19 protein-coding genes are annotated in these 21,921 nt (G+C 70.5%); 11 read left to right on the top strand and 8 right to left on the bottom strand.

From position 1 onward, the window contains the following. Nucleotides 1–16: 16 nt before the first annotated feature. The 4 genes from RUR49_RS14260 (at nucleotide 17) to RUR49_RS14245 (ending at nucleotide 4,481) form a co-directional block, all read left to right on the top strand. A complete protein-coding gene (locus tag RUR49_RS14260; protein WP_409147043.1) occupies nucleotides 17–1,777 on the top strand; it encodes a bifunctional alpha/beta hydrolase/class I SAM-dependent methyltransferase in 1,761 nt (586 codons plus the stop codon). Then, complete coding sequence (locus RUR49_RS14255; protein ID WP_409147042.1) at nucleotides 1,767–2,420, top strand: lysophospholipid acyltransferase family protein; 654 nt, start codon at nucleotides 1,767–1,769, stop codon at nucleotides 2,418–2,420. Before RUR49_RS14260 ends, RUR49_RS14255 begins: the two co-directional genes overlap by 11 nt. Then, nucleotides 2,417–3,358, top strand: a complete 942-nt coding sequence (locus tag RUR49_RS14250) for a phosphatidate cytidylyltransferase (protein WP_409147041.1) — start codon at nucleotides 2,417–2,419, stop codon at nucleotides 3,356–3,358. The genes RUR49_RS14255 and RUR49_RS14250 overlap by 4 nt, the downstream gene beginning before the upstream one ends. A 124-nt stretch (nucleotides 3,359–3,482) precedes the next feature. Beyond that, a complete protein-coding gene (locus RUR49_RS14245) occupies nucleotides 3,483–4,481 on the top strand; it encodes an MBL fold metallo-hydrolase (RefSeq protein ID WP_409147040.1) in 999 nt (332 codons plus the stop codon). A gap of 22 nt (nucleotides 4,482–4,503) precedes the next feature. On the opposite strand, the gene RUR49_RS14240 is transcribed toward RUR49_RS14245, so the two are convergent. Further along, nucleotides 4,504–5,868 (bottom strand): ABC1 kinase family protein, encoded by a 1,365-nt coding sequence (locus RUR49_RS14240; RefSeq protein ID WP_409147039.1) that lies wholly within the window; start codon nucleotides 5,866–5,868, stop codon nucleotides 4,504–4,506. A gap of 166 nt (nucleotides 5,869–6,034) precedes the next feature. Here RUR49_RS14240 and RUR49_RS14235 point away from each other — a divergent pair, with 166 nt between their 5' ends. Both RUR49_RS14235 and RUR49_RS14230 read left to right on the top strand, forming a co-directional pair. Continuing rightward, nucleotides 6,035–6,373 (top strand): FitA-like ribbon-helix-helix domain-containing protein, encoded by a 339-nt coding sequence (locus RUR49_RS14235; protein ID WP_409147038.1) that lies wholly within the window; start codon nucleotides 6,035–6,037, stop codon nucleotides 6,371–6,373. Beyond that, on the top strand, nucleotides 6,370–6,789 hold the full coding sequence (locus RUR49_RS14230) for a type II toxin-antitoxin system VapC family toxin (RefSeq protein ID WP_409147037.1): 420 nt from the start codon (nucleotides 6,370–6,372) through the stop codon (nucleotides 6,787–6,789). Before RUR49_RS14235 ends, RUR49_RS14230 begins: the two co-directional genes overlap by 4 nt. Nucleotides 6,790–6,795: 6 nt before the next feature. Here RUR49_RS14230 and RUR49_RS14225 read toward each other — a convergent pair whose 3' ends face one another. From RUR49_RS14225 to RUR49_RS14215, 3 genes are read right to left on the bottom strand one after another with little or no spacing between them, the layout of a single operon-like run. Continuing rightward, entirely contained in the window at nucleotides 6,796–7,701 is a 906-nt protein-coding gene (locus RUR49_RS14225) for a heme-dependent oxidative N-demethylase family protein (protein WP_409147036.1), read from the bottom strand. Continuing rightward, entirely contained in the window at nucleotides 7,698–8,204 is a 507-nt protein-coding gene (locus RUR49_RS14220; RefSeq protein WP_409147035.1) for a DUF6790 family protein, read from the bottom strand. The genes RUR49_RS14225 and RUR49_RS14220 overlap by 4 nt, the downstream gene beginning before the upstream one ends. A 41-nt stretch (nucleotides 8,205–8,245) precedes the next feature. Then, nucleotides 8,246–10,108, bottom strand: coding sequence for a M3 family oligoendopeptidase (locus tag RUR49_RS14215; protein ID WP_409147034.1), 1,863 nt, complete (start codon nucleotides 10,106–10,108; stop codon nucleotides 8,246–8,248). A gap of 432 nt (nucleotides 10,109–10,540) precedes the next feature. Between RUR49_RS14215 and RUR49_RS14210 the strand changes: the two genes are divergently transcribed. Both RUR49_RS14210 and RUR49_RS14205 read left to right on the top strand, forming a co-directional pair. Continuing rightward, a complete protein-coding gene (locus RUR49_RS14210) occupies nucleotides 10,541–12,190 on the top strand; it encodes a murein L,D-transpeptidase (protein WP_409147033.1) in 1,650 nt (549 codons plus the stop codon). A gap of 178 nt (nucleotides 12,191–12,368) precedes the next feature. Then, nucleotides 12,369–14,183, top strand: a complete 1,815-nt coding sequence (locus tag RUR49_RS14205) for a DUF882 domain-containing protein (protein WP_409147149.1) — start codon at nucleotides 12,369–12,371, stop codon at nucleotides 14,181–14,183. A gap of 132 nt (nucleotides 14,184–14,315) precedes the next feature. Here RUR49_RS14205 and RUR49_RS14200 read toward each other — a convergent pair whose 3' ends face one another. Further along, complete coding sequence (locus tag RUR49_RS14200; RefSeq protein ID WP_409147032.1) at nucleotides 14,316–15,656, bottom strand: dihydroorotase; 1,341 nt, start codon at nucleotides 15,654–15,656, stop codon at nucleotides 14,316–14,318. Between the two features lie 164 nt (nucleotides 15,657–15,820). Here RUR49_RS14200 and RUR49_RS14195 point away from each other — a divergent pair, with 164 nt between their 5' ends. Continuing rightward, the gene (locus RUR49_RS14195) at nucleotides 15,821–18,094 is read left to right on the top strand and encodes a mechanosensitive ion channel domain-containing protein (protein WP_409147031.1); all 2,274 of its coding nucleotides are present in this window, start codon (nucleotides 15,821–15,823) and stop codon (nucleotides 18,092–18,094) included. Between the two features lie 528 nt (nucleotides 18,095–18,622). Here RUR49_RS14195 and purQ read toward each other — a convergent pair. From purQ to purC, 3 genes are all read right to left on the bottom strand, one after another. After that, complete coding sequence (gene purQ, locus RUR49_RS14190) at nucleotides 18,623–19,288, bottom strand: phosphoribosylformylglycinamidine synthase subunit PurQ (RefSeq protein WP_409147030.1); 666 nt, start codon at nucleotides 19,286–19,288, stop codon at nucleotides 18,623–18,625. Between the two features lie 17 nt (nucleotides 19,289–19,305). Beyond that, entirely contained in the window at nucleotides 19,306–19,548 is a 243-nt protein-coding gene (gene purS, locus RUR49_RS14185) for a phosphoribosylformylglycinamidine synthase subunit PurS (RefSeq protein ID WP_409147029.1), read from the bottom strand. A gap of 139 nt (nucleotides 19,549–19,687) precedes the next feature. Beyond that, entirely contained in the window at nucleotides 19,688–20,485 is a 798-nt protein-coding gene (gene purC / locus RUR49_RS14180; protein WP_409147028.1) for a phosphoribosylaminoimidazolesuccinocarboxamide synthase, read from the bottom strand. A gap of 318 nt (nucleotides 20,486–20,803) precedes the next feature. Here purC and RUR49_RS14175 point away from each other — a divergent pair, with 318 nt between their 5' ends. Both RUR49_RS14175 and RUR49_RS14170 read left to right on the top strand, forming a co-directional pair. Next, nucleotides 20,804–21,127 carry a DUF1476 domain-containing protein gene (locus tag RUR49_RS14175; RefSeq protein WP_409147027.1) on the top strand — a complete coding sequence of 108 codons (324 nt, stop codon included), beginning with the start codon at nucleotides 20,804–20,806 and terminating at the stop codon, nucleotides 21,125–21,127. A gap of 2 nt (nucleotides 21,128–21,129) precedes the next feature. Beyond that, the gene (locus tag RUR49_RS14170) at nucleotides 21,130–21,912 is read left to right on the top strand and encodes an HpcH/HpaI aldolase family protein (RefSeq protein ID WP_409147026.1); all 783 of its coding nucleotides are present in this window, start codon (nucleotides 21,130–21,132) and stop codon (nucleotides 21,910–21,912) included. Nucleotides 21,913–21,921: the final 9 nt, after the last annotated feature.

Raw genomic sequence — 21,921 nt, 5'->3', positions numbered from 1 at the left:
GCCGGAGGAGGAAGCCATGCGCCCGCACGACGAACTCTCCTTCGCCACTGCCGACGGCGTGTCGCTGTTCTACCGCCACTGGCCGGCCGTCGAGGCACCGGCGCGCGGCGCCGTCGTGATCCTTCACCGCGGCCACGAGCATTCGGGACGGGTGGCCCACCTTGCCGATGAGCTGGCCCTGCCGGGCTTCGACCTGTTCGCCTGGGACGCCCGCGGCCACGGCCGCTCGCCGGGCCCGCGCGGCCACGCGCCGAGCTTCGCCGCGCTGGTGCGCGACCTCGATGCCTTTGTGGCCCATATCGGCGCCACGCATGGCTTCGCAGTCGAGGACACGGCGGTCGTCGCCCAGTCCGTCGGAGCGGTGGTCGCGGCGACGTGGGTGCACGACTATGCGCCGAAGATCCGGGCGCTGGTGCTGGCGTCGCCGGCCTTCCGGGTGCGGCTCTACGTGCCGCTCGCCCGGCCGGGCCTCCGGCTGCTGCGGCGCCTGCGTGGCAACTTCGACGTCCAGTCCTACGTCAAGGCGCGGATGCTGACGCACGATCCGTCCCGCGCCGCCTCCTTCGACGCCGATCCGCTGATCACCCGGGCGATCTCGGTCGACATCCTGCTCGGGCTGAACGATGCGGCGGAGCGCGTCGTCGCGGATGCGGCGGCGATCACGGTGCCGACGCAGCTTCTCGTCTCGGGGTCCGACTATGTCGTCGAGGGGGGGCCGCAGCACCGCTTCTACGAGCGGCTCGGCAGCCGCACCAAGGAGCGCCACGTGCTGGCGGGCTTCTATCACGACACTCTCAGCGAACTCGGCCGGGCGCCGGCGGTGGCGGCGGTGCGACGCTTCCTCGGCGAGCAGTTCGAGCGGCTGCCAGAGCGGCCGTCGCTTCAGGACGCCGACCGCCTCGGCCACACTCGCGCCGAAGCCGACCGGCTCGCCTCGCCCTTGCCCGTGCTGTCGCCGCGCGGGCTGTTCTGGGCGACGACGCGGGCGGGCCTGAAGCTTGGCGGCACGCTGTCCGACGGCATCCGGCTCGGCCACGCGACCGGCTTCGATTCCGGCGCGACACTCGACGCCGTCTACCGCAACCAGCCGTCGGGCCGCGGCGCGATCGGACGGGCGATCGACCGCGCCTATCTCGACAGCGTCGGCTGGCGCGGCATCCGCACCCGCAAGCGCCACCTGGAGGAGCTGATCCGGGACGCGATGGCGCGGCTGCGGCACGCGGGGATGCCCGTCCACGTCCTCGACATCGCCGCCGGTCACGGCCGCTACGTGCTGGAGGCACTGGAGGCGGGAGACCTGGGGCGGCCGGATTCGATCCTGCTGCGCGACTACGTGCCGGGCAACGTCGAGGCCGGGCGGCGGCTGATCGCAGAGAAGGGGCTTTCCGACATCGCCCGCTTCGAGGTGGGCGACGCCTTCGATCCGGCGAGCCTGGCGGCGCTCCAGCCGAAGCCGACGCTCGCGATCGTTTCTGGTCTCTACGAGCTCTTCGCCGACAATGACCTCGTGCGCTGGTCGCTCGGCGGCGTGGCGGCGGCGGTGCCGGCGGGGGGCTTCCTCGTCTACACGAACCAGCCCTGGCACCCGCAGCTCGAGTTCATCGCCCGGGCGCTGACGAGCCATCGCGGCGGACAGGCGTGGGTGATGCGCCGGCGGACGCAGGGCGAGATGGACGAACTCGTCGAGAGCCACGGCTTTACGAAGCTCGTCCAGCGGATCGACGACGACGGCATCTTCACGGTGTCGCTGGCGCAAAGGGTCGGCGATGCCGGCTAGCCTCGTCCGCCGCGCTGCCGCGGGTCTCACGGCGCTCGCCACGATCGCCGTCGCCCGCATCGTCACCGGCGTGCGCGGCAACTGGGTTGGCTGCACGCCCTCGGCGACGCAGCGCGTCTACTTCGCCAACCACACCAGCCACGGCGACTTCGTGCTGATCTGGACGGTGCTGCCGCCGGCCTACCGGGCGCGGACGCGCCCTGTCGCCGCTGCCGACTACTGGCGCGCCGACCGCATCCGCCGCTTCCTCGGCACCGACGTGTTCGACGCCGTGCTGATCGACCGCGACGCCAATGCTCGCACCGCCGATCCGGTCGCGACGCTGGTGGCGGCCGTCGACGGCGGTGCCTCGCTGATCTTCTTCCCCGAGGGCACCCGCAACACCACGGAGGAGCGGCTGCTGCCGTTCAAGTCGGGCCTCTACCGCCTCGCCTTCGAGCGGCCGGCGCTCGAGTTCGTGCCGGTGTGGATCGAGAACCTCAACCGGGTCATGCCGAAGGGCGAGTTCCTGCCGGTGCCGCTGCTCTGCACCGTGACGCTCGGGACCCCGCTGACGCTGGAGGCCGGCGAGGAGCGCGGTGCCTTCCTCGATCGCGCCCGCGCCGCGCTGCTGGCGCTGTCGGTGAAGGAGGGGGCGCGATGACGGCGGGCGAGCAGACGCTGGCGCTGTTCCTCGGCGTGCTCGCCGTGCTGGCGCTCGCCTCCACCGTCGGCTGGGTGCTGTCGCGTCGCGACGGCGGCCAGACGAACTCGGGGGTGCAGAACCTCAACGCCCGCATCAAGGCGTGGTGGGTGATGGTGGCGCTGCTCGCCGCAGCCTTCCTCTGCGGCACCGGCGGCGTCGTGCTGCTCTTCGCCTTCGCCTCGTTCTTCGCACTTCGCGAGTTCCTGACGCTGACGGAGACGCGGCGCGGCGACCACTGGGCGCTGGCGGCGATGTTCTTCGTCGTGCTGCCGGTGCAGTACTGGCTGATCTTCATCGACTGGTACGGGCTCTATTCGATCTTCGTGCCGGTCTACGTCTTCCTGCTCTTGCCGATCGTCGCCGTGCTGCGTGCCGACACGACGCGCTTCATGGTGCGGATTGCCGAGATGCAGTGGGGGCTGATGATCTGCGTCTTCTGCCTGTCGCACGTGCCGGCGCTGCTCACCCTCGACATTCCCGGCTACGAGGGGCGGGAGCTGCTGCTGATCTGCTTCCTGGTGCTCGTCGTGCAGTCGAGCGACGTGCTGCAGTACGTCTTCGGCAAGCTGTTCGGCCGGCGCAAGGTGGCGCCGTCGCTGTCGCCCTCGAAGACCTGGGAAGGGCTCGTCGGCGGCGTCGCGAGCGCGAGCGTGCTCGGCGGGGCGCTCTGGTGGATCACGCCCTTCACCATCCCGCAGGCCTTCGGCATGGCGGTGGTGATCACGCTCCTCGGCTTCTTCGGTGGGCTCGTGATGTCGGCGATCAAGCGCGATCGCGGCGTCAAGGACTGGGGCCGGATGATCGAGGGCCACGGCGGCATGCTCGACCGGCTCGACTCCGTCGTCTTCGCCGCGCCGATCTTCTTCCACCTGACGCGCTACTGGTTCACGCCGTAGCGGTTGCTCCTCCGACGGTGGACGCCCGGCGTCGCTGCCCCATCTACCGGCGCGTGTCCGCCCGCCGGCCGCTTCACCGCGGCCGCGCGGGCACCCGCAATCCGCGTTGGAGGAGCCTACGACCATGCCGACCGATAGCTTTTCGACCGACAGGCGCAGCCTCATCCTGGGGGCCGGTGCCGCCAGTGCGGCGGTAGTGGCCGCCGCCACCGGCGTCTTCGCCGGCGCCCGCCCCGCCTTCGCCGCCGCCGAGAAACAAGGCCCGATGAAGCCCAACGTCTACCGCTTCAACCTCGGCGACTTCGAGGTCGTCACCGTCCAGGACGGCACCGTGCCGATGGAAAACCCGGCCGGCACCTTCGGCGTCAACCAGACACCGGAAGCGGTGGCGGAACTCGCGACCGCGAACTTCCTGCCGGCCGACAAGCTGATCAACGGCTACACGCCGACGCTGGTGAACACCGGGTCCGAGGTCGTGCTGTTCGACACCGGCACCGGCGCGGCACGCCTGCCGGCCGCCGGCAACCTTGCCGAGCGGCTGACCGCCGCCGGCTATCCGCCGGAGAGCGTCGACGTCGTCGTCCTGACCCACATGCACGGCGACCACATCGGCGGCCTGATGGCCGACGGCAAGCCGGTGTTCCCGAACGCCCGCTACGTCACCGGCGCGACGGAGTACGACTTCTGGTCGTCGCCGGACCGCCTGTCGGGCCCGACCGAGGGCGGCGCCAAGCTCGTGCAGGCGAACGTCGTGCCGCTCGCCGAGAAGACGACTTTCGTGAAGGGCGGCGACAGCGTCGTCTCCGGCATCACGGCGATCGAGGCCTTCGGCCATTCGCCGGGCCACATGATCTACAACCTCGAGAGCGGTGGCCGCCGGCTGGTGCTGACCGCCGACACCGCCAACCACTATGTGCTGTCGATGCAGCGGCCGGACTGGCACGTGCGCTTCGACATGGACAAGGACAAGGGGGTCGCCACCCGCAAGGCCGTGCTCGGCATGATCGCCGCCGACAAGGTGCCGTTCGTCGGCTTCCACATGCCGTTCCCGTCGGTCGGCTACCTCGAGCCGAAAAGCGAGGGCTACCGCTTCGTGCCGGTGTCCTACCAGCTCGACCTGTAAGGGGCTGCGGCGAGCGCCGGGCTCAGGCCGCCATCGGCTCGAGCCCGGCGCCGGCGAGCGCCCGCGCCTGACGCTCGGCGAGAAGCCTCTCCTCGTAGCCCTCGATGGCGGCGTTGAAGAGGTCGTGGAAGTTGAGCTCGGCGTCGAGGTGGATGAAGACGCCGCCGAGGCCGAGGGCGGCGCGGTCCATGAAGACGAACTCGCGCGGCACCGTCACCGGGCCGTGTTCCTTCAGGGCCTGGGCGACGCGGAACGCCTCTCGGCGGCCGTACTGGGCGGCGCTGACGCCGTCGGCGATGCGGCGCACGCGGTCGTCGAGCAGCGGGCCGTAGATGAAGCGGGCCCAGATATCGAGCGCCTCGATGATCTCCTTTTTGAGGCCGCGGAAGCCCCAGACCTCATAAGCCGCGACGACGCGCTCGTGGTCGTTCTGCTGCAGGCCGCGATAGAGCTCGATGACGCCGGTGACGAACTTCGGCGGGAAGATGCGCACGCAGCCATAGTCGAGCAGGTTGATGCCGGCGGGCGCGCCGTCCTCCTCGTAGACCGTGTAGTTGCCGAGGTGCGGGTCGCCGTGGATGACGCCGACGCGCGTGAAAGGGTGCCACCAGGCGCGGAACATCGTGTCGGCGATGCGGTTGCGGTCGGCGAGGTCGTGGCCCTTGAACTCGAGCAGGCGGCGGCCCTCGAGCCAGCCCATCGTCAACAGGCGGCGGGTCGACAGATCGCTGTGGACGTCGGGCACGCGGATGCCGGGTTCGTCGGCCAGCACAGTGCGATAGAGCTCCGCGTGGCGGGCCTCGCGGCGATAGTCGAGCTCCTCGCGCAGGCGCGCGCCGATCTCCTCGGCAACCTCGCGGGTGTCGATCGCCGGCCGCATCCGCCGATGCAGCGACAAGACCAGCGAGAACTGCTTGAGATCGGCCTCCACCGCCGATTCCATGTCCGGGTACTGCAGCTTGACGGCGAGGGGCGCGCCGTCGAGGGCGGTGGCGCGGTGGACCTGGCCGAGGGAGGCGGCGGCCGCTGGCACCCGCTCGAAGCGGGCGAAGCGGCTTTCCCAGTCGGGGCCGAGCTCGGCGATCATGCGGCGGCGGACGAAGGCCCAGCCCATCGGCGGCGCGTTCGACTGCAAGCCGGCGAGCGCCTCGGCATATTCCGGCGGCACCGCCTCGGGGATGGTCGAGAGAAGTTGTGCCACCTTCATCAGCGGGCCCTTCAGCCCGCCGAGGACGGCGGTGATCTCGGCTGCCGTCTTCTCGTCGTCGAGGGCGCGGCCGAGCAGGCGCGAGCCGACGATCTTGGCGGCGACGCCGGAGACGTCGCCGCCGACGCGGGCATAGCGCGCCGCGCGGGCGGTGAAGCGGTTGCGTTCGTCGTCGGCCATCAGGGCGTCCCGGCTGTCGTCGGCAAGAGTGCGTCGGGCGCGGGGAGGGCGCCCGTCAGGCATATGGACAGGGGAGAGGAGTTCGCCAAGCCGGCGCGGCGTTGTGGGCGGGGGAGGTGGTGGGCTATGATGTAAGCAATGCTGTCAAAGACGGCGATGCTGCGCCTTGGAGTTGGAGCTTTTCTCTAGAGGCAGTTCTGCATCGTCATTTTTCGAGGAGGGTGTCGTGGCCGTTCTGACGATCCGCAACCTCGACGAAGCGACGAAGGCCCGCCTGCGCATCCGCGCCGCCCACAACGGACGCTCGATGGAAGCGGAGGCGCGTGAGATCCTGCACCGTGCGGTGGGCGCCGGTCCCGATGCCGACGTGCCGTCCGGCCTCGGTACCCGCATAAGCCGGATGTTCGCCGAAGTCGGGGGTGTCGATCTTACGATACCGGAGGACCTGCCTCCGAGACCAGTTCCGGGCCTTGAAGACTGGGGGCGCGACGACGAGCCGAGATGATCATCCTCGACACGAACGTCCTCTCGGAGATGATGAAGTCCAGCGGAGAGCCGCGCGTAATCGCATGGATCGATCGCATGCCACGCTCTCGGCTCTTCACGACGGCGGTCTCGCATGGCGAGGTCTTGAGTGGTTTGGCAACAATGCCCGACGGGCGGCGCCGCGATGAGTTGCAGGGACGTGCCGTCGCCTTGTTCAGCCTCCTCACGGCGGATCAGATTCTCCCCTTCGATTCCGAAGCGAGCGTGCACTACGCACGCATCGCTGGACTTACGAAGCGTCGCGGCGAAATTGTCGGAGCGTTCGACATGCAGATTGCAGCAATCTGCTGCGCCAATGCGGCTCCGGTCGCAACGCGGAACGTCAAGCACTTCCAGAGCTGTGGAATTGACGTCATCGACCCCTGGTCACTTTGACCCTCTTCAACTCCCCGCCGCGATCCGCTGCAGCGCCTCGGCCAGGCGGTCGCGGTGGGCCGCGAGGCCCTTGTAGGTGAGTTGTGCCGGGTCGAGGGACAGCAGCCGGTCGCGCAGGCCGGACGCCATGCGGGCGCCGTCGGGGTGGCGGCGGAAGGCGAGCATCGGGTCGACGTGGATCCGGATGGTGAAGAGGATGTCGCCGGACGTTGGCAGCCGCCGCAGCGTCTGGCGTTCGACGCGGACGAAGGCCGAGGCGGCGAAATCGTCGGCGCCGCCGAACCAGGCGCGTGGCTGTTCCTTCGATTCCGGATGGTGCAGGCGGTCGTCGGGGTAGATCGACCAGTTGAGCCGCCAGACCGGGTGCTCGAGGCGCAGGCTGTCGAAGATGCGGGCCATGCGCGTGCCCATCGCGCCGGCGTAGCCCGGCACGTTGCCGTGCAGGCCGTCGAGGCTGGCGCCGAACTTCCCCGTCAGCGACCAGGCCGAGGGGAAGCAGAGCGCCGCGGCGGCGAGGCGCCAGCCGTCGGGCCCCCGGCGCATCAGTACGAGGTCTTCCTGCACCAGCCGCGCGGCGGCGAGGAGCGGCACGCCGGCGTCGGCGGCGGGGTCGACGCGACGGCCGCCGGCGATCGCCACCGTGCCGTCGGGGTCGATGCGCCAGATTTCGGGGAAGCGTTCGGTCAGGTGGGCGAGGAGGAGGGCGAGCACCTCGCGCTGCGCCTCGACCGTATCCGGCTCGGCGGCGAAGACGATGTCGCGGCGCTCGGCGAACAGGCGGTCCTTCTCGGCGAGGTCGGCGAGGAGCCGCTCGTCGGGCTCGATCCAGTCGGCGAGGTCGAGCGGCGCGAGGCCGATGGAGAACGGCTTGTGGCCGTCGGCATAGGGGGTATGGGCGAGGCCATGGCTCACGGCGCCGTCTGCCGGCCTCCGAACAGCCGCTGCACGGCGAGCGCGGCCAGCAGCGCGATCGGCGACAGGAAGTCGGTGTAGAGGATCGGCCCGGCATTGCCGGCGGCGAGATTGCCGGTCTGCGAGATCTGCACGAGGTGCGTCACCCCGGCGCCGCCGAGGAAGCAGAGTGCGACGATGGCGAGCGCCAGCCGGTAGGGCGGCGCGGCGATGAAGGCGCCGAGCACGCCGGCGACCCCGATGCCGAGGTTGGCCATGCCGACCTCGGTCTGGAACGGGCTCGTCGCCCAGCCGATCGCCTCCGCCGCCCGCTCGGGGAAGAAGACGTGGCCGAGGAAGCCCCAGAGGCCCATCAGCCCGAGCGGCACCAGGCAGACCCAGCGGGCGAAGCGGTCGGCGACGAGCGCGACCGTGATCGGCCGCGGCCCGCGACCGAGGTCGAAGCCGGTGCCGATGAGCGTCGCCACCCAGGCGAGGATTGGCACGAGAAACACCTGGCTCATCGGAATGCCCTCGCCCGCCGCGTTTCGTTGCGTGCCCCGCGTCAGGCGGCGCGGTCGGCCGCCTCGAGCTCGTCGATCATCCGCTCGATGACCGAGAGGCCCTTGCTCCAGAAGGCCGGGTCGCGGGCGTCGAGGCCGAAGGGGGCGAGGAGCTCGGAGTGGTGGCGCGTGCCGCCGGCCTTCAGCATGGCGAAGTACTTGTCCTGGAAGCCCGTCGCGGCGTCCTCGTAGACGGCGTAGAGCGAGTTCACCAGGCAGTCGCCGAAGGCGTAGGCGTAGACGTAGAACGGCGAGTGCACGAAGTGGCCGATATAGCACCAGAAGGTGTCGTAGCCCGGGCCGAGGCGGATCGCCGGGCCGAGGCTCTCGGCCTGCACCTCCATCCAGATCTCGCCGATGCGCTCGGCGGTGAGCTCGCCGTCGCGGCGCTCGAGGTGGATGCGCCGCTCGAAGCCGTAAAAGGCGATCTGGCGGACGACGGTGTTCAGCATGTCCTCGACCTTGGCCGCCAGCATGGCGCGGCGGGTCTTCGGGTCCTTGGCGGCGTCGAGCAGCGAACGGAACGTCAGCATCTCGCCGAACACGCTCGCCGTCTCGGCGAGCGTCAGCGGCGTCGGCGCCATCAGGGCGCCGTTCGGGGCGGCGAGCAGCTGGTGCACGCCGTGGCCGAGCTCGTGGGCGAGCGTCATCACGTCCCGCACGCGGCCCTGGTAGTTGAGCAGCAGATAGGGGTGGACACTCGGCACTGTCGGGTGGGCGAAGGCGCCCGGTGACTTGCCGGGCCGCGTCGGCGCGTCGATCCATGGCTTGTCGAAGAACTTGCGGCCGAGTGCGGCGAGCTCGGGCGAGAAGCGGCCGTAGGCCTCGAGCACGGTGTCGCGGGCGGCGTCCCAGCCGATCTCGCGCTCGTCGCTCTCCGGCAGCGGGGCGTTGCGGTCCCAGTGGTCGAGCTTGTCCTTGCCGAGCCAGCGCGCCTTCATGGCGTAGTAGCGGTGGGAAAGCCGCGGATAGGCCTCGCGCACGGAGGTGACGAGCGCCTCGACGACCTCGCGCTCGACGCGGTTGGCGAGGTGGCGCGAGTCCGCGACGTCCTCGAAGCCGCGCCAGCGGTCGGAGATCTCCTTGTCCTTGGCGAGCACGTTCATGACGAGGGCGAAGGTGCGCGTCTCGCCCTTGAAGGCTGTGGCGAGCGCCTCGGCGGCGGCGCGGCGACGCGCCTCCTTCGGGTCCTGCAGGCGGTTCAGCGCCGCCTCGAGCGTCAGGCTCTCGCCCTCGACGTCGACACGGATCGCGGCCACCGTCTCGTCGAACAGGCGGTTCCAGGCGCCGCGGCCGGTGACGGACTTCTCGTGGAACAGCTGCTCGACGCGCGGCTCGAGCTCGTAGGGCTTGCCGCGGCGGACGTCCTCGAGCCACGGGCGGTAGTGGCCGAGCTCGGGGTCGTCGAGGGCGGCGTCGAGGACCGCTTCCTCGATGGCGTTGAGCTCGAGGGAGAAGAACAGCAGGTGGGCGCTCGCGGTCGTCAGCCGCTCCTGCACGTCGCCGTAGAACTTGCCGTGGGCGACGGTATCGCTGTCGCCGGCATAGACGAGGCCGGCATAGGAATAGAGCCGGCCGATCAACTCCTCGAGCGCCTCGTAGCGGCGGATGACGGCGGCGAGCGCTGCCGCGCCGCCCGGCTGTGCCAGCGCGTCGGCGAGCTTGCCCTTGTACTCGCCCTCGAAGGCGACCGCCTCGGCATGCGCCCGGTCGAGGTCGGCGCGCACGGCGGGCGAATCGATCGCCGGATAGAGGTCGTCGAGGTTCCAGACCGGCAGGTCGCTCGCTGTCGCTCCGGCGCTCGCCGCGGCGGACGGCGAGGCGAGGGCGGAGGGCAGGCGGGAGAGCGGCGGCTTAGTGAACATGGACGATCCTGACGCTGAACGGCGGCAACCCCAGGCTTTCCTAGTCGAAGCGCGGCCTCCTGTCATGCCGGGGCACGAGCGCCGACGTGGCGCCGCTGCAACAGCCAGGCGCAATCGCCGGCGAGATCCTGCGCATGGCTTGAGGCGGCGCCGTCGTTCACCTTCCCTCAAGGCTCGCGCCGGCACCTTCGCCGCCGAAGACCACCGAACGGATCGACGGGATGCGCAGCGCACGGACGCGTGAGACGGGACGGCCGGACCGGCACCACAGGCCCGCTGCGGTCGTGCTCGCGGCGATGCTGGCGGGAACGATGGCCGCTCCCGCGGCCGCTGCCGTCGTCGGCGATTCGCTGGTGATGCGCGCCGTCGTGCCGCCGCCCCGGCCGAGCGTTGCCGTGCCCGTCGTCGCCCCCCCCGAAGGCCGCCGTCGTCATGCCGGCGGCGCGTCAGCCCGTCGTCACCGCCCTGCCGCCGCCCCCGGTGTTCCCGCAGACCGCACCGCCCGCCCCGCCGTTGCCTGTCGCCGCCCCGCGGCCGGCGCCCGGGGATGGCCTCGTCGCCGGCCGCAAGCTGCCGCCTGTGGCGTCGCAACTCGCCGACCCGCTGCGCTCCCGCCTCGCCTTCGAACTGGCGATCGCCGCCGCCGACCCGAAGGACGCCACCGCCACGGCGTTGCGCGACTTCTATGCGGGGCGCGAGTTCGCCCCGGCCTGGGTGGAGGGGAACCGCCCGACGGATCGGGCGCGCGCCGGCCTCGCCCGCCTCGCCCGCGCCGGCGAGGACGGCCTCGACGCCACCCGCTATGCCGTGGCCATGCCGGCTGCCGCCGACCCCACGGCCCGCGCGGCGACGCTTGAACTCGCGATCTCGCAGAGCTTCGCCCTCTATGCCCGCGAGGCCTCGGCCGGCCGCACGCGCCCGGCGACCGTCTGGGCGCTCGCGACCCTGAAGCCGGAAGCGCCCGAAGCCGACGACGTCCTCGCCACCCTGGCACAAAGCCGGGACATTGCCGCTGCGCTGGACACCTACAACCCGCCCCACGAGGGCTACCGGCGCCTGAAGCGGGCGCTCGCCGTCATCGCCGCGGACAAGGCGGCCGTCGACCCGGAGCCGGTGCCGACCGGCCCGGCGCTCAAGCTCGGTATGCGCGACCCGCGGGTCGAGGTGATCCGCCGTCGCCTCGCAGTCGGCGTCGTCACCGCCGATCCGACCCTCTACGACGCCGACGTGCGCGCCGCGGTGATGGACTTCCAGAAGGCGCAGGGGCTGACCGACGACGGCATCCTGGGCGCGCTGACGGTGCGGGTGCTGAACGGCGGCCGCAAGAAGGACCGCACGGCGCTGGTGCTCGCCAACATGGAGCGCTGGCGGTGGATGCCGCGCGATCTCGGTCGCGATCACGTCTTCGTCGACGTGCCGGGCTACGAACTCGCGATCGTCCGCGACGGTCTGCCGCGCTTCCGCACGCGTGTCGTCGTCGGTGCACCGACGACGCCGACGCCGCTGTTCTCCGACGAGATCGAATTCATCGTCGTCAATCCGTTCTGGAACGTGCCCGTCTCGATCGCCTCGAAGGAGATGCTGCCGTCGATCCAGCAGAACCCAGACGGCTACTTCGCGCGGCGCAACTACGAGGTCGTCGTCGACGGTCGGGTCGTGCCGCCGAGCTCGGTGTCGTGGAACGAATCGACCATCCGGCGTGTCCGCATCCGCCAGCGGCCGGGCGACGGCAACGCCTTGGGGAACCTCAAGTTCATGTTCCCGAACGAGCACGCCGTCTACCTGCACGACACGCCGTCGAAGGCGCTGTTCGACAAGCCGGTGCGCGCCTTCAGCCACGGCTGCGTGCGGGTGGAAAATCCGCTCGCCTTCGCCGACGCCCTCTTGGAGGGTCACTCGAAGTGGAACGGCGAGCGGCTGCGCAAGATGATCGGTGGCCGCGAGGCGCGCGTCGACCTGACCGAGCCGATGCCGGTGCATCTCGCCTACTTCACCGCTGTGGCCACGAGCGATGGAACGCTGGCGCTGCGCGGCGATCCTTACGGCCTCGATACCCGCACGATCCGCGCCCTCGGCCTGTAGAGGAAAGTCTCTCCTCCGGAAAAGCCACAGCCCCGGTTTTCTTCGCGGCCCGGATACGGTAAACGCTCATTAACGGGTTTGGACGTAATCACGTTCGGGGGCGGCACGGCGCGGCGCGGCGTCGAGTGGAGACGGACGGATAGTGATCCATTTGGCACGACGATTCGCGTTTGCGCGCATCGCCCGCTTTGGGGCGGTCGCTGCTGCGCTCGTAGCGGGATGCTTCGCCCTCGGAGCGTCCCCGGCCTCGGCCGAGACCCGGACCCTGGACCTCTACTATGTCCACACCGGCGAACGCGCCCAGATCACCTTCAAGAAAAACGGTCGCTACGACCCGGCGGGGCTGAAAAAGCTCAACCAGATGCTGCGCGACTGGCGCCGCAACGAGCCGACGCGCATGGACCCGGCCCTGTTCGACCTCGTCTACGAGGTCTGGAAGGAATCCGGGTCGCGCAAGCCGATCACCGTCACCTCCGCCTATCGCTCCCCGGCGACCAACAGCATGCTGCGCAAACGCTCGCGTGGCGTCGCGAAGAACAGCCAGCACACCTACGGGCGTGCGATGGACTGGTTCGTCACCGACGTGCCGACCGCCAAGCTGCGCGCCATTGCGCTGCGCAAGCAGGTGGGTGGCGTCGGCTACTACCCGTCGTCGCGCACCCCATTCGTGCACACCGACACCGGCAGCGTCCGCCACTGGCCGCGGATGAACCGCGCGCAGCTCGTCGCCATCTTCCCGAAGGGCCGCACCCTGCACGTGCCGACGGACGGCAAGCCGCTGCCCGGGTACGAGGAGGCCGTCAACGACTATCTGCGCCGCAAGAAGGGCCTGAGCGTCGCCTCGTCGTCCGGTGGAGAATCCGGACCCGGCGCGATGGCCGGCTTCGGCCGCGGCGACGGCATCATCCGGCCGCCCGCCGGTGCCAGCAAGAGCCTGCTCGCGCAGCTGTTCGGCGGTGGTGTCGACGAGGAAGAGGATACCGTCGATTCTTCCGGTGCCATCGGCGGCGGCGACGAGGAGGATGCGCCCGCTCCGGCGCGCGCCACGACGCCGGCCCGTGCCACCGAGATCGCCCGCGCCCCGACGTCGACAAGCGGCCGCGTGCCGCCGTCCGACACCGCGCTGCCGGGCGTCGACGCCGAGACGGACCCGCCGGCCGCGACCCGCGCCGCTCCGCGGCAGCCCGAGCCGGCGGTCGTCGCCGCTCCGCCGCCGCCTGCTCCGCCGGCCCCGGCCGCGGCACCCGAGCCGGCGCCCGTCGCTCCGGGCACCGATCCGGTCGGCGCGCTGCTCGTCGCCTCCAACACCCTGCCGCCCCGGGCCAAGCCCGACGCGCCGGCCGTGGCCGAGCCGGCACCGGCCGCGACGGAGGCCGTTGCCGTGGCCGCGCTCCGCGTGCCGGTTCCGGCCCCCGGCCGCGAGCCCGGCTCGGTGGCGATCGCCGTCGCCTCGACGGCGCCGCCGAAGCCCAAGCCGGCCGAACTGCTCGTCGCCGCAGCGCCCCTCACCCCGGGCACGACGCCGCCGGTGCTCGGCTACGCGTCCGCCGGTCCCGCCTCGCTCTCCGGCGACACCGTCGATCCGTTCGCGGAGACGGCGGCGACCGTGCTGCGCGACAGCCGGCCGCCGGCGCCGATGCGCGGCTCCGCCACCGCCTCGCGTGGCGTCTCCGACGACGCCATGCCGGGTGCGAGCGATCTCGGCATCACGCCGATGCCGGGCCTCGTCGCCGTGGCCGCCTATGATCCCTTCGCCGACGAGTTGACGGCTCCGGACCGCTCCGAGCCGATGCTGCTGTCGAACGAGGTGACCGTGCGGGCGATGGACTTCGCCAAGCTGAGCGCCCCGGATTGCCGCAGCCTGCCGGCGATCATCGCGGCGGTCGACCTGCCGGGCACCGACGGTCTCTATGCCGGCGTCGTCCCCGGCCCGCGCACGGATCGGTTCGCCCCCGACGTCGGCGACACGATGATCACCGTCGCGCTGCGCTGACACGACCACACCCGGCTGGCCGGAGCGCCGGCCGACCCTGAACATGAAAACGGCCGTCGCTCTCCGCGACGGCCGTTTTGCTTTCAGCTCTGCCGCACGCGCGGCCCCGACGCTTGTGTGGGCCGAGCCGGCTCAGGCGGACGGGGCGAGGGCGGCGTGGAAGCGCACCGGCTCGCCCCGACCCTCCTCGACGAGGTCGCCGTCCCAGACGACGCGGATACCCCGCACGATGGTGCCGACCGGCCGGCCGGTGACGGTGCGCCCGTCATAGGGTGTCCAGGCGGCGCGGGAGGCGATCCAGGCGTCGGTGATGGTCCAGCGCGCCTGGGCGTCGACGATCGTGAAGTCGGCGTCGTAGCCGACCGCGATCCGCCCCTTGCCGGCGATGCCGAACAGCCGCGCCGGGCCGGCGCTGGTGAGGTCGGCGAAGCGCTGCAAGGTGAGCCGGCCGCTCGCGACGTGGTCGAGCATGATCGGCACCAGCGTCTGCACACCCGTCATGCCGGAGGGCGACTGCGGGTAGGGCAGTGCCTTCTCCTCCAGCGTGTGCGGGGCGTGGTCGGAGCCGAGCACGTCGACAATGCCCTGGTCGAGCGCGTCCCAGAGGGCGGCGCGATGGCCGGCGTCGCGCACCGGCGGGTTCATCTGCAGACGCGTGCCGAGGCGGGGGCCGTCCTCCTCCACCGCCATCGTCAGATGGTGGGGTGTCGCCTCGACGCTGGCGATGTCGCGGTGGCCGGCGAGGAAGGCGAGCTCGGCGGCGGTCGAGATGTGCAGGACGTGCACCAGCGCGCCGTGACGGCGGGCGAGGCCGACGAGGCGGCGGGTCGCCATCAGCGCCGCCTCCTCGTCGCGCCAGGCGGGGTGGGAGCTCGGGTCGCCGGCGACGCGCAGGCCCTTGCGGGCCTCGAGCCGCGGCTCGTCCTCGGCGTGGACGGCGACGCGCCGGCGCGTCTTCGCCAGCACCCGGCCGAGGGCGGCGTCGTCGGGCACCAGCAGGTCGCCGGTGGACGAGCCCATGAAGATCTTGATGCCGGCAGCGCCCGGCAGGCGCTCGAGGTCCGGGATGTCGTCGACCGTCTCGGCAGTGCCGCCGACCCAGAAGGCGTGGTCGCAGTGCATGCGGCCACGGGCGCGCGCGAGCTTGTCGGCGAGCCGCTCAGCGGTGACGGTGGTCGGCTTGGTGTTCGGCATCTCGAAGACGGCGGTGACGCCGCCGAGCACGGCCGCGCGCGACCCCGTCTCGAGATCCTCCTTGTGCTCGAGGCCCGGCTCGCGGAAATGCACCTGGCTGTCGACGACGCCCGGCAGCACCGTCAGGCCGCGGCAGTCGATCTCCTCGCGGGCGACGCCGGCGGGCAGGTCGCCGATGCGGGCGACGCGACCGTCGCGCACGGCGATGTCGGCCGGGCCGATGCCGCCGATGCCGACGACGGTGCCGCCTCGCAGGATCAGGTCGTAGGTCTCGGCCATGGGTGCTCCTCTGCGCTCGCTTGGCCATAGCGCAGCCCGCGCGCCCGGTCGACGGTCTCGTCGCCTTGGCACGGCGAACGGCGCCAGCGCCCGCTTGACGACCCGGAACGGGGCGGCGAAGGATGCCGGGGGATCGCGTCGCATCGCGAGTTTCGGGGGCCGCCATGTCAGATCGTCGGAATGCGGGGACGTGCGCCCCGGAACGCGCGGGAGCCCGGCGGGGGAGACCCCTGCTTCAGGCCGCGCTCGGGCTCGTCGTCGCGTTCGGGCTCGCCTGCGCCGTCGCGCCCGGCGTTTCGGCCCAGGAGGCCGGGGCTGCGCACGCGACGGGCGGCCACGCCGCCGCCGCGGCGGCCCCGGCGGCTCCGGCCGAGACCACCGGCCAGGCGCTCGTGACCGAGGTTGCGGCGGAGGAGATCGACATCCAGCTGGCGCTGGAGGCGGCGCGCGACCAGCTGCGCGAGGCGATCGCCTCGGCGCCTGAACTTCCCGACGAAATTGGCGAAGCGGTGGAGAAGGAGGCGCCGCCCGGCGCCGGCAACTGGCTGCCGTCGGCGCTGGCAGTCGGCGTGGTGGCCATCCTGATCGGCCTGATCGCCGATTGGCTGTTCCAGAAGTGGGCACGCCGGCGGTGGCTGTCGAAGCTCCCCGCGGTGCCCGAGCACCTGCACGAGCGGATCGGCTGGCTCTTGATCTGCACGGCGATCGGTGTCTGCGGCGCGCTGGTGCTCGGCATCGTCGCCGTCGTCGCCAAGGAGATCGCCCACGGCATGGCGCCCTATGCGCACCGCACCGTGATGATCATGATCGCCGCCGCCGTGCTGGCGCGCGCGTTCACGGCGATCGTCAAGTGCGTGATCGCTCCGCACATGCCGCACCAGCGGGTGCTGAACTTCGACGACGGCGAGGCCCGCCGGCTGACGCGCGACGTCAATGTCGTCGTGACGCTGGCGGTCGTGGTGCTCGCGCTGAACACCTGGCTCGCCGGGCTCGCCATCAGCGATGCGGCCCGTGACCTGATCGCCATCGTGCTGAGCGGTCTCGGGGTGCTGCTGATCATCGGGGTTTGCGTCGTCAATCGCCGCGCCATCGCCGAGGCGATCCTGCCGCCGACCGGGCGGCCGGCGCCGATCTGGAAGCGCTGGCTCGTCTACAACTGGCACCTCTTCGTCATCGTCTACCTCCTTGCCGCCTGGCTGGTGCGCTCGGTGCGCCTGCTGCTCGGCCATCCGGGGGCCGAGGCGCTGGTGGTGGCGCCGCTGCCGATCCTGATCATCTGCCTCGGCCTCTACGGCATCGCCGTCCTCGTCATCGAGCGCAGCATGAAGCGGCTGCCGGAGCTCTATGCCGGCCACAGCCGCGCCGACGAGGGCAAGCGGATCGCCGACTACCGAGACCTGCTGGAGCGCGGCGCTGCGCTCGTCGTCATCTTCGGCGGCATCGCGGTGCTCTTGCACCTGTGGGGCGTCGACTTCATCGGCCAGCCCGACGTCGGCGGGCGCATCTTCGACGTGCTCGTCGTCGTCTTCCTCGGCTGGCTCGCCTATGACGCGGTGAAGATCTGGATCGACCGCAAGATCGCCGAGGAGGACTCCTCGCCGCACGGTCCGGACGGGGCGGACGTCGATTCCGGCGACGTGCCGATGGCCGCGGGCAAGTCGCGGCTCGCCACCATCCTGCCGCTGCTGCGCTTCTTCCTGCTCGCCTCGATCGTCGTGATGGTGGCGATGATGGCGCTGTCGCAGATCGGCGTCGACATCACGCCGCTGTTCGCCGGTGCCGGCGTCATCGGCCTCGCCATCGGCTTCGGCTCGCGCCAGCTGGTGGAAGACGTCATCTCCGGGGCGTTCTACCTCGTCGACGACGCCTTCCGCGTCGGCGAGTACATCGACATCGGCAAGATCAAGGGCACGGTGGAGAAGATCTCCATCCGCTCCTTCCAGCTGCGCCACCAGAACGGGCCGCTCAACACCATCCGCTTCGGCGAGGTGGCGTCGATCACCAACTTCTCGCGCGACTGGGCGATCATGAAGCTGCCGCTCCGGCTGCCGCTCGACACCGACAGCGAGAAGGTCCGCAAGATCATCAAGAAGGTCGGCGAGGAGCTGCTCGCGGACGAGACCTACGGGTCGATGTTCCTCGATCCGCTGAAGTCGCAGGGCGTCTACGAGATGGACGATTCGGCGATGATCATCCGGGTCAAGTTCCGCACCAAGCCGAACGACCAGTTCGTGCTGCGCCGCGTCGTCTACCACCGCATCCAGGCGGCCTTCCAGAAGGCCGGCATCAAGTTCGCCAACCGCGTCGTGACGGTGCGCGTCGAGGGAGAGCCGGGGACGCCGGAATACGCCGCGGCGCGCACCCAGGCGATCCAGGCCGGGGCCGTGGATGCGATCGCGCTCACCGACGAGGCGGCGGCGAAGAAGGCGGGCGGCTGAGGGCGGGAGGTCGGAGACGCGGCTGATGCACCCTAAAAAACTTGGTGCAACCTCCAGCGTGCCTCAATGATGTCTGGCCGCTCGCTCGTCGAGCTATTGACTGATGCGGGGTGGTCGCGCGAACAATTTATCAATGATGGACCGTCACCGCCCTACGTAAGGGTGGGAATGAGCTTCTTGCCATACGCGGCCACCTTCGAACCATCACGGCTAGTGGACCGACTGCTACGCCGGAAATTGATTTTCCAGGTGAGAGATTTCATCTTAAGAAGAAAGATAACTATAGATTTTGAGACGCAACTAGAGTTGCGATCTTCTGGATATGTAAAAGACTTTGACAACTTCCCGTTTAACAAACCACTTCTCGTGTTTAGATGCGATCCGCATAGCTTTCTTGCGAGATCGGACGAGGGCATTTTTGAGATTGAGTACCCCGCGTTTATTGCGGCCAAGGGAATCAGAATCTCAAACGGCTAGTCGCGTTGGCTGAGTTTCCGGTTGGGGTTCGGCAGGCCATGGCCTTGGGCATTAAGCGGCTGCGGCGAGGCTCTCGAACAGCGGCTTGCCGTCGATGCCCCCGGCGATCTCCTCGACGAGGTTCTCCGGGTGCGGCATCAGCCCGAGCACCTTGCGGTTGGCCGAGCAGATGCCGGCGATGTCGCGGGCTGAGCCGTTCGGGTTGGTGCCCTCGGCATAGCGGAACACCACCTGCCCCTCGCCCTCCAGGCGGTCGAGGGTGGCCGCGTCGGCGAAATAGTTGCCGTCGTGGTGGGCGACCGGGCAGCGGATGACCTGGCCGGCCTGGTAGTGGGCGGTGAACGGCGTGTCGGCGCGCTCGACGGCGAGCTTCACCTCGCGGCAGACGAAGGTGAGGCCGGCATTGCGCATCAGCGCGCCGGGCAGCAACGTCGCCTCGGTGAGGATCTGGAAGCCGTTGCAGATGCCGAGCAGGAGCCCGCCGCGCTGGGCGTGGCGGCGAACGGCGGCCATGATCGGGGCGCGGGCGGCGATGGCCCCTGAGCGCAGATAGTCGCCATAGGAGAAGCCGCCCGGCAGAACGACGAGGTCGACGCCCTCGGGCAGCGTGGTGTCGGCGTGCCAGACGGTGGACGCCTCCGCGCCGGCGAGCGTCAGCGCCCGCAGCACGTCCCGCTCGCGGTTGGAGCCGGGGAAGACGACGACGGCGGCTTTCATCGGGCGAACTCCGGCTCTCAGGCAGCGATCTCGATCGCGTAGCTCTCGATGACGGTGTTGGCGAGGAGCTTCTCGCACATCTCGGCGACCCGTGCCCTGGCGGCGGCGGGGTCGGTCTCGGCGAGATCGAGGTCGATGACGCGGCCCTGGCGGGCGGCCTCGACGCCGGAGAAGCCGAGGGCGGAGAGCGCTCCCTCGATCGCCTTGCCCTGCGGATCGAGGACGCCGGACTTCAGGGTGACGACGACGCGGGCTTTCATGGCTGCTCCGGAGCTGCGGTCCACTGCGCGTCGGGCACCGGGACGCACGTGCGAGGAAGCCGCGTCTAGCACCAAGACGCGCGTGCGGGGAAGCCGGTTCGGACGAATGCCCGATCCGGCGCCCCCGTCGCGTGCGCCGTCACTGCACCAGGGTGGGGCCCTGGGTGGTGGTGCGGTCGTTGTCGTTGAGGATGCCGAGCCGGCGGGCCACCTCCTGGTAGGCCTCCAGCATTCCGCCGAGATCCCGGCGGAAGCGATCCTTGTCGAGCTTGTCGTTGGTGACGATGTCCCACAGCCGGCACGAGTCCGGCGAGATCTCGTCGGCGACGACGATGCGCATCATGTCGCCTTCCCAGAGGCGGCCGCACTCCATCTTGAAGTCGACGAGGCGGATGCCGACGCCGAGGAAGAGCCCGGCGAGGAAGTCGTTGACGCGGATGGCGAGCGCCATGATGTCGTCGATCTCCTGGGGGTTCGCCCAGCCGAACGCCGTCACGTGCTCCTCGGAGACCATCGGGTCGCCGAGCTCGTCGTTCTTGTAATAGAACTCGATGATCGAGCGCGGCAGCGGCGTGCCTTCCTCGATGCCGAGGCGGGTCGACAGCGAGCCGGCGGCGACATTGCGCACCACCACCTCGAGCGGAATGATCTCGACTTCGCGGATCAGCTGCTCGCGCATGTTGAGCCGACGGATGAAGTGCGTCGGGATCCCCATGTTGTTCAGGTGGGTGAAGATGTACTCGGAGATGCGATTGTTCAGCACACCCTTGCCGTCGATCACCTCGTGCTTCTTCGCATTGAATGCGGTGGCGTCATCCTTGAAGTGCTGGATGAGCGTACCAGGCTCGGGACCCTCGTAGAGGATCTTGGCCTTGCCTTCATAGACACGGCGGCGACGGTTCATGGGGATGTACCGAGTGGGCTTGAGGAAATCCATGCCGGGGTCAGGTCTCCGCGGATGAGGCGTCGCGATCGGGAACGACAGGCGTTCTTGAACGCGAGCCTTGGGCCATCGGTCGAAGCCGCCACAGCAACGACAAATGCGCGGGCAACGGCCCCTTTGGCCCGTCCCCCGCGTTCACGTCCGGACCCTAGCCGATCCGCCCGGACAGTACAAATGTGGCGGTCCGGCGGCCGCTGGGCGCCCGGGCCGGATGCGGCCCGCGACGCGGCCCGAGGCTGCCGGCGTGACGCCGTTGATTTGGCCACTGCCCGTCGATATGCAAGGGCCGGCTGGTGCTTCCGGAGGAACCCGATGACCACGTTCGACAACCGCGAGAAGGCTTTCGAGAGCAAGTTCGCGCGGGACGAAGAGCTGCGCTTCAAGGCGGGCGCCCGTCGCAACAAGCTGCTCGGGATGTGGGCCGCCGAGAAGCTCGGCTTGTCCGGCGAGAAGGCGGCCGAATATGCCGTCGAGGTGGTGCGCGCCGACTTCGAGAAGCCGGGCGAGGAGGACGTCTTCGAGAAGATCCGCGGCGATTTCGACGCCGCCGGCATCGCTCAGAGCGACGCGCAGATCCGCACGGCCATGAACGAATTCATGGCGATGGCGGTCGAGCAGCTGCGCAGCGAAGGCTGACCGTGGCGCACGCCCGCTCGGCTCCGATGGACCTCGCCCGCCGGATGCGGGCGGGCGAGACGATCATCACGGCCTGGAGCGGGCTGCCCGACCCGCGCGTCCCGGCGGTGCTCGGCCGGGCCGGCTACCCGGCCGTCACCTTCGACATGCAGCACGGCCTGCACGACCTCGCCTCGGTGGCGCTCGGCATTCCCGCCGCCGCCGCCAATGGCGCGGCTCCCATCGTGCGGCTGGCGGTCGACGACTTCGCCGGCGCGAGCCGCGTCGCCGACATGGGTGCGGTGGCGATCATCGCGCCGATGATCGAGGACGCGGCCGGCGCGCGGCGCTTGGTCGCACACGTCAAGTACCCGCCGCTCGGCCAGCGCAGCTGGGGGCCGTTCGAGGCGATGGGCGTCGCCGGCATCACCGACCAGCACGAGTGGCTCGCCACGGCCAACGCCGCGACACTGGCGTTCGCGATGATCGAGACGTCCGCCGCCTACGCGGCCCTTTCCGAGATCCTCGCCGTCGAGGGGCTGGATGGCGTCTTCGTCGGCCCGTCCGACCTGTCGATCGCGCTCACCGGCGGACGGCTCGCGCCCTCGGCGCCGCAGACGCTTGACACGGTCCGGGCGATCGGCGCGGCAGCGGTGGCCGCCGGCAAGCTCGCCGGCGTCTATTGCCAGAACGCCGAGGAGGTCGCCTCGATGCAGGCGGCCGGCTTCCGCCTGATGGCGCTCGGCGGTGATTCGGGCCTGCTGGCGTCCGCCGCTGTGGCAACGCTGGCGCCGCTCAAGCTCTGATCACGCGCC

Source organism: Pseudoxanthobacter sp. M-2 (assembly GCF_046156265.1).
Lineage (GTDB): Bacteria > Pseudomonadota > Alphaproteobacteria > Rhizobiales > Segnochrobactraceae > CAMDHY01.
This window is presented reverse-complemented; position numbering and strand designations above follow the sequence as displayed.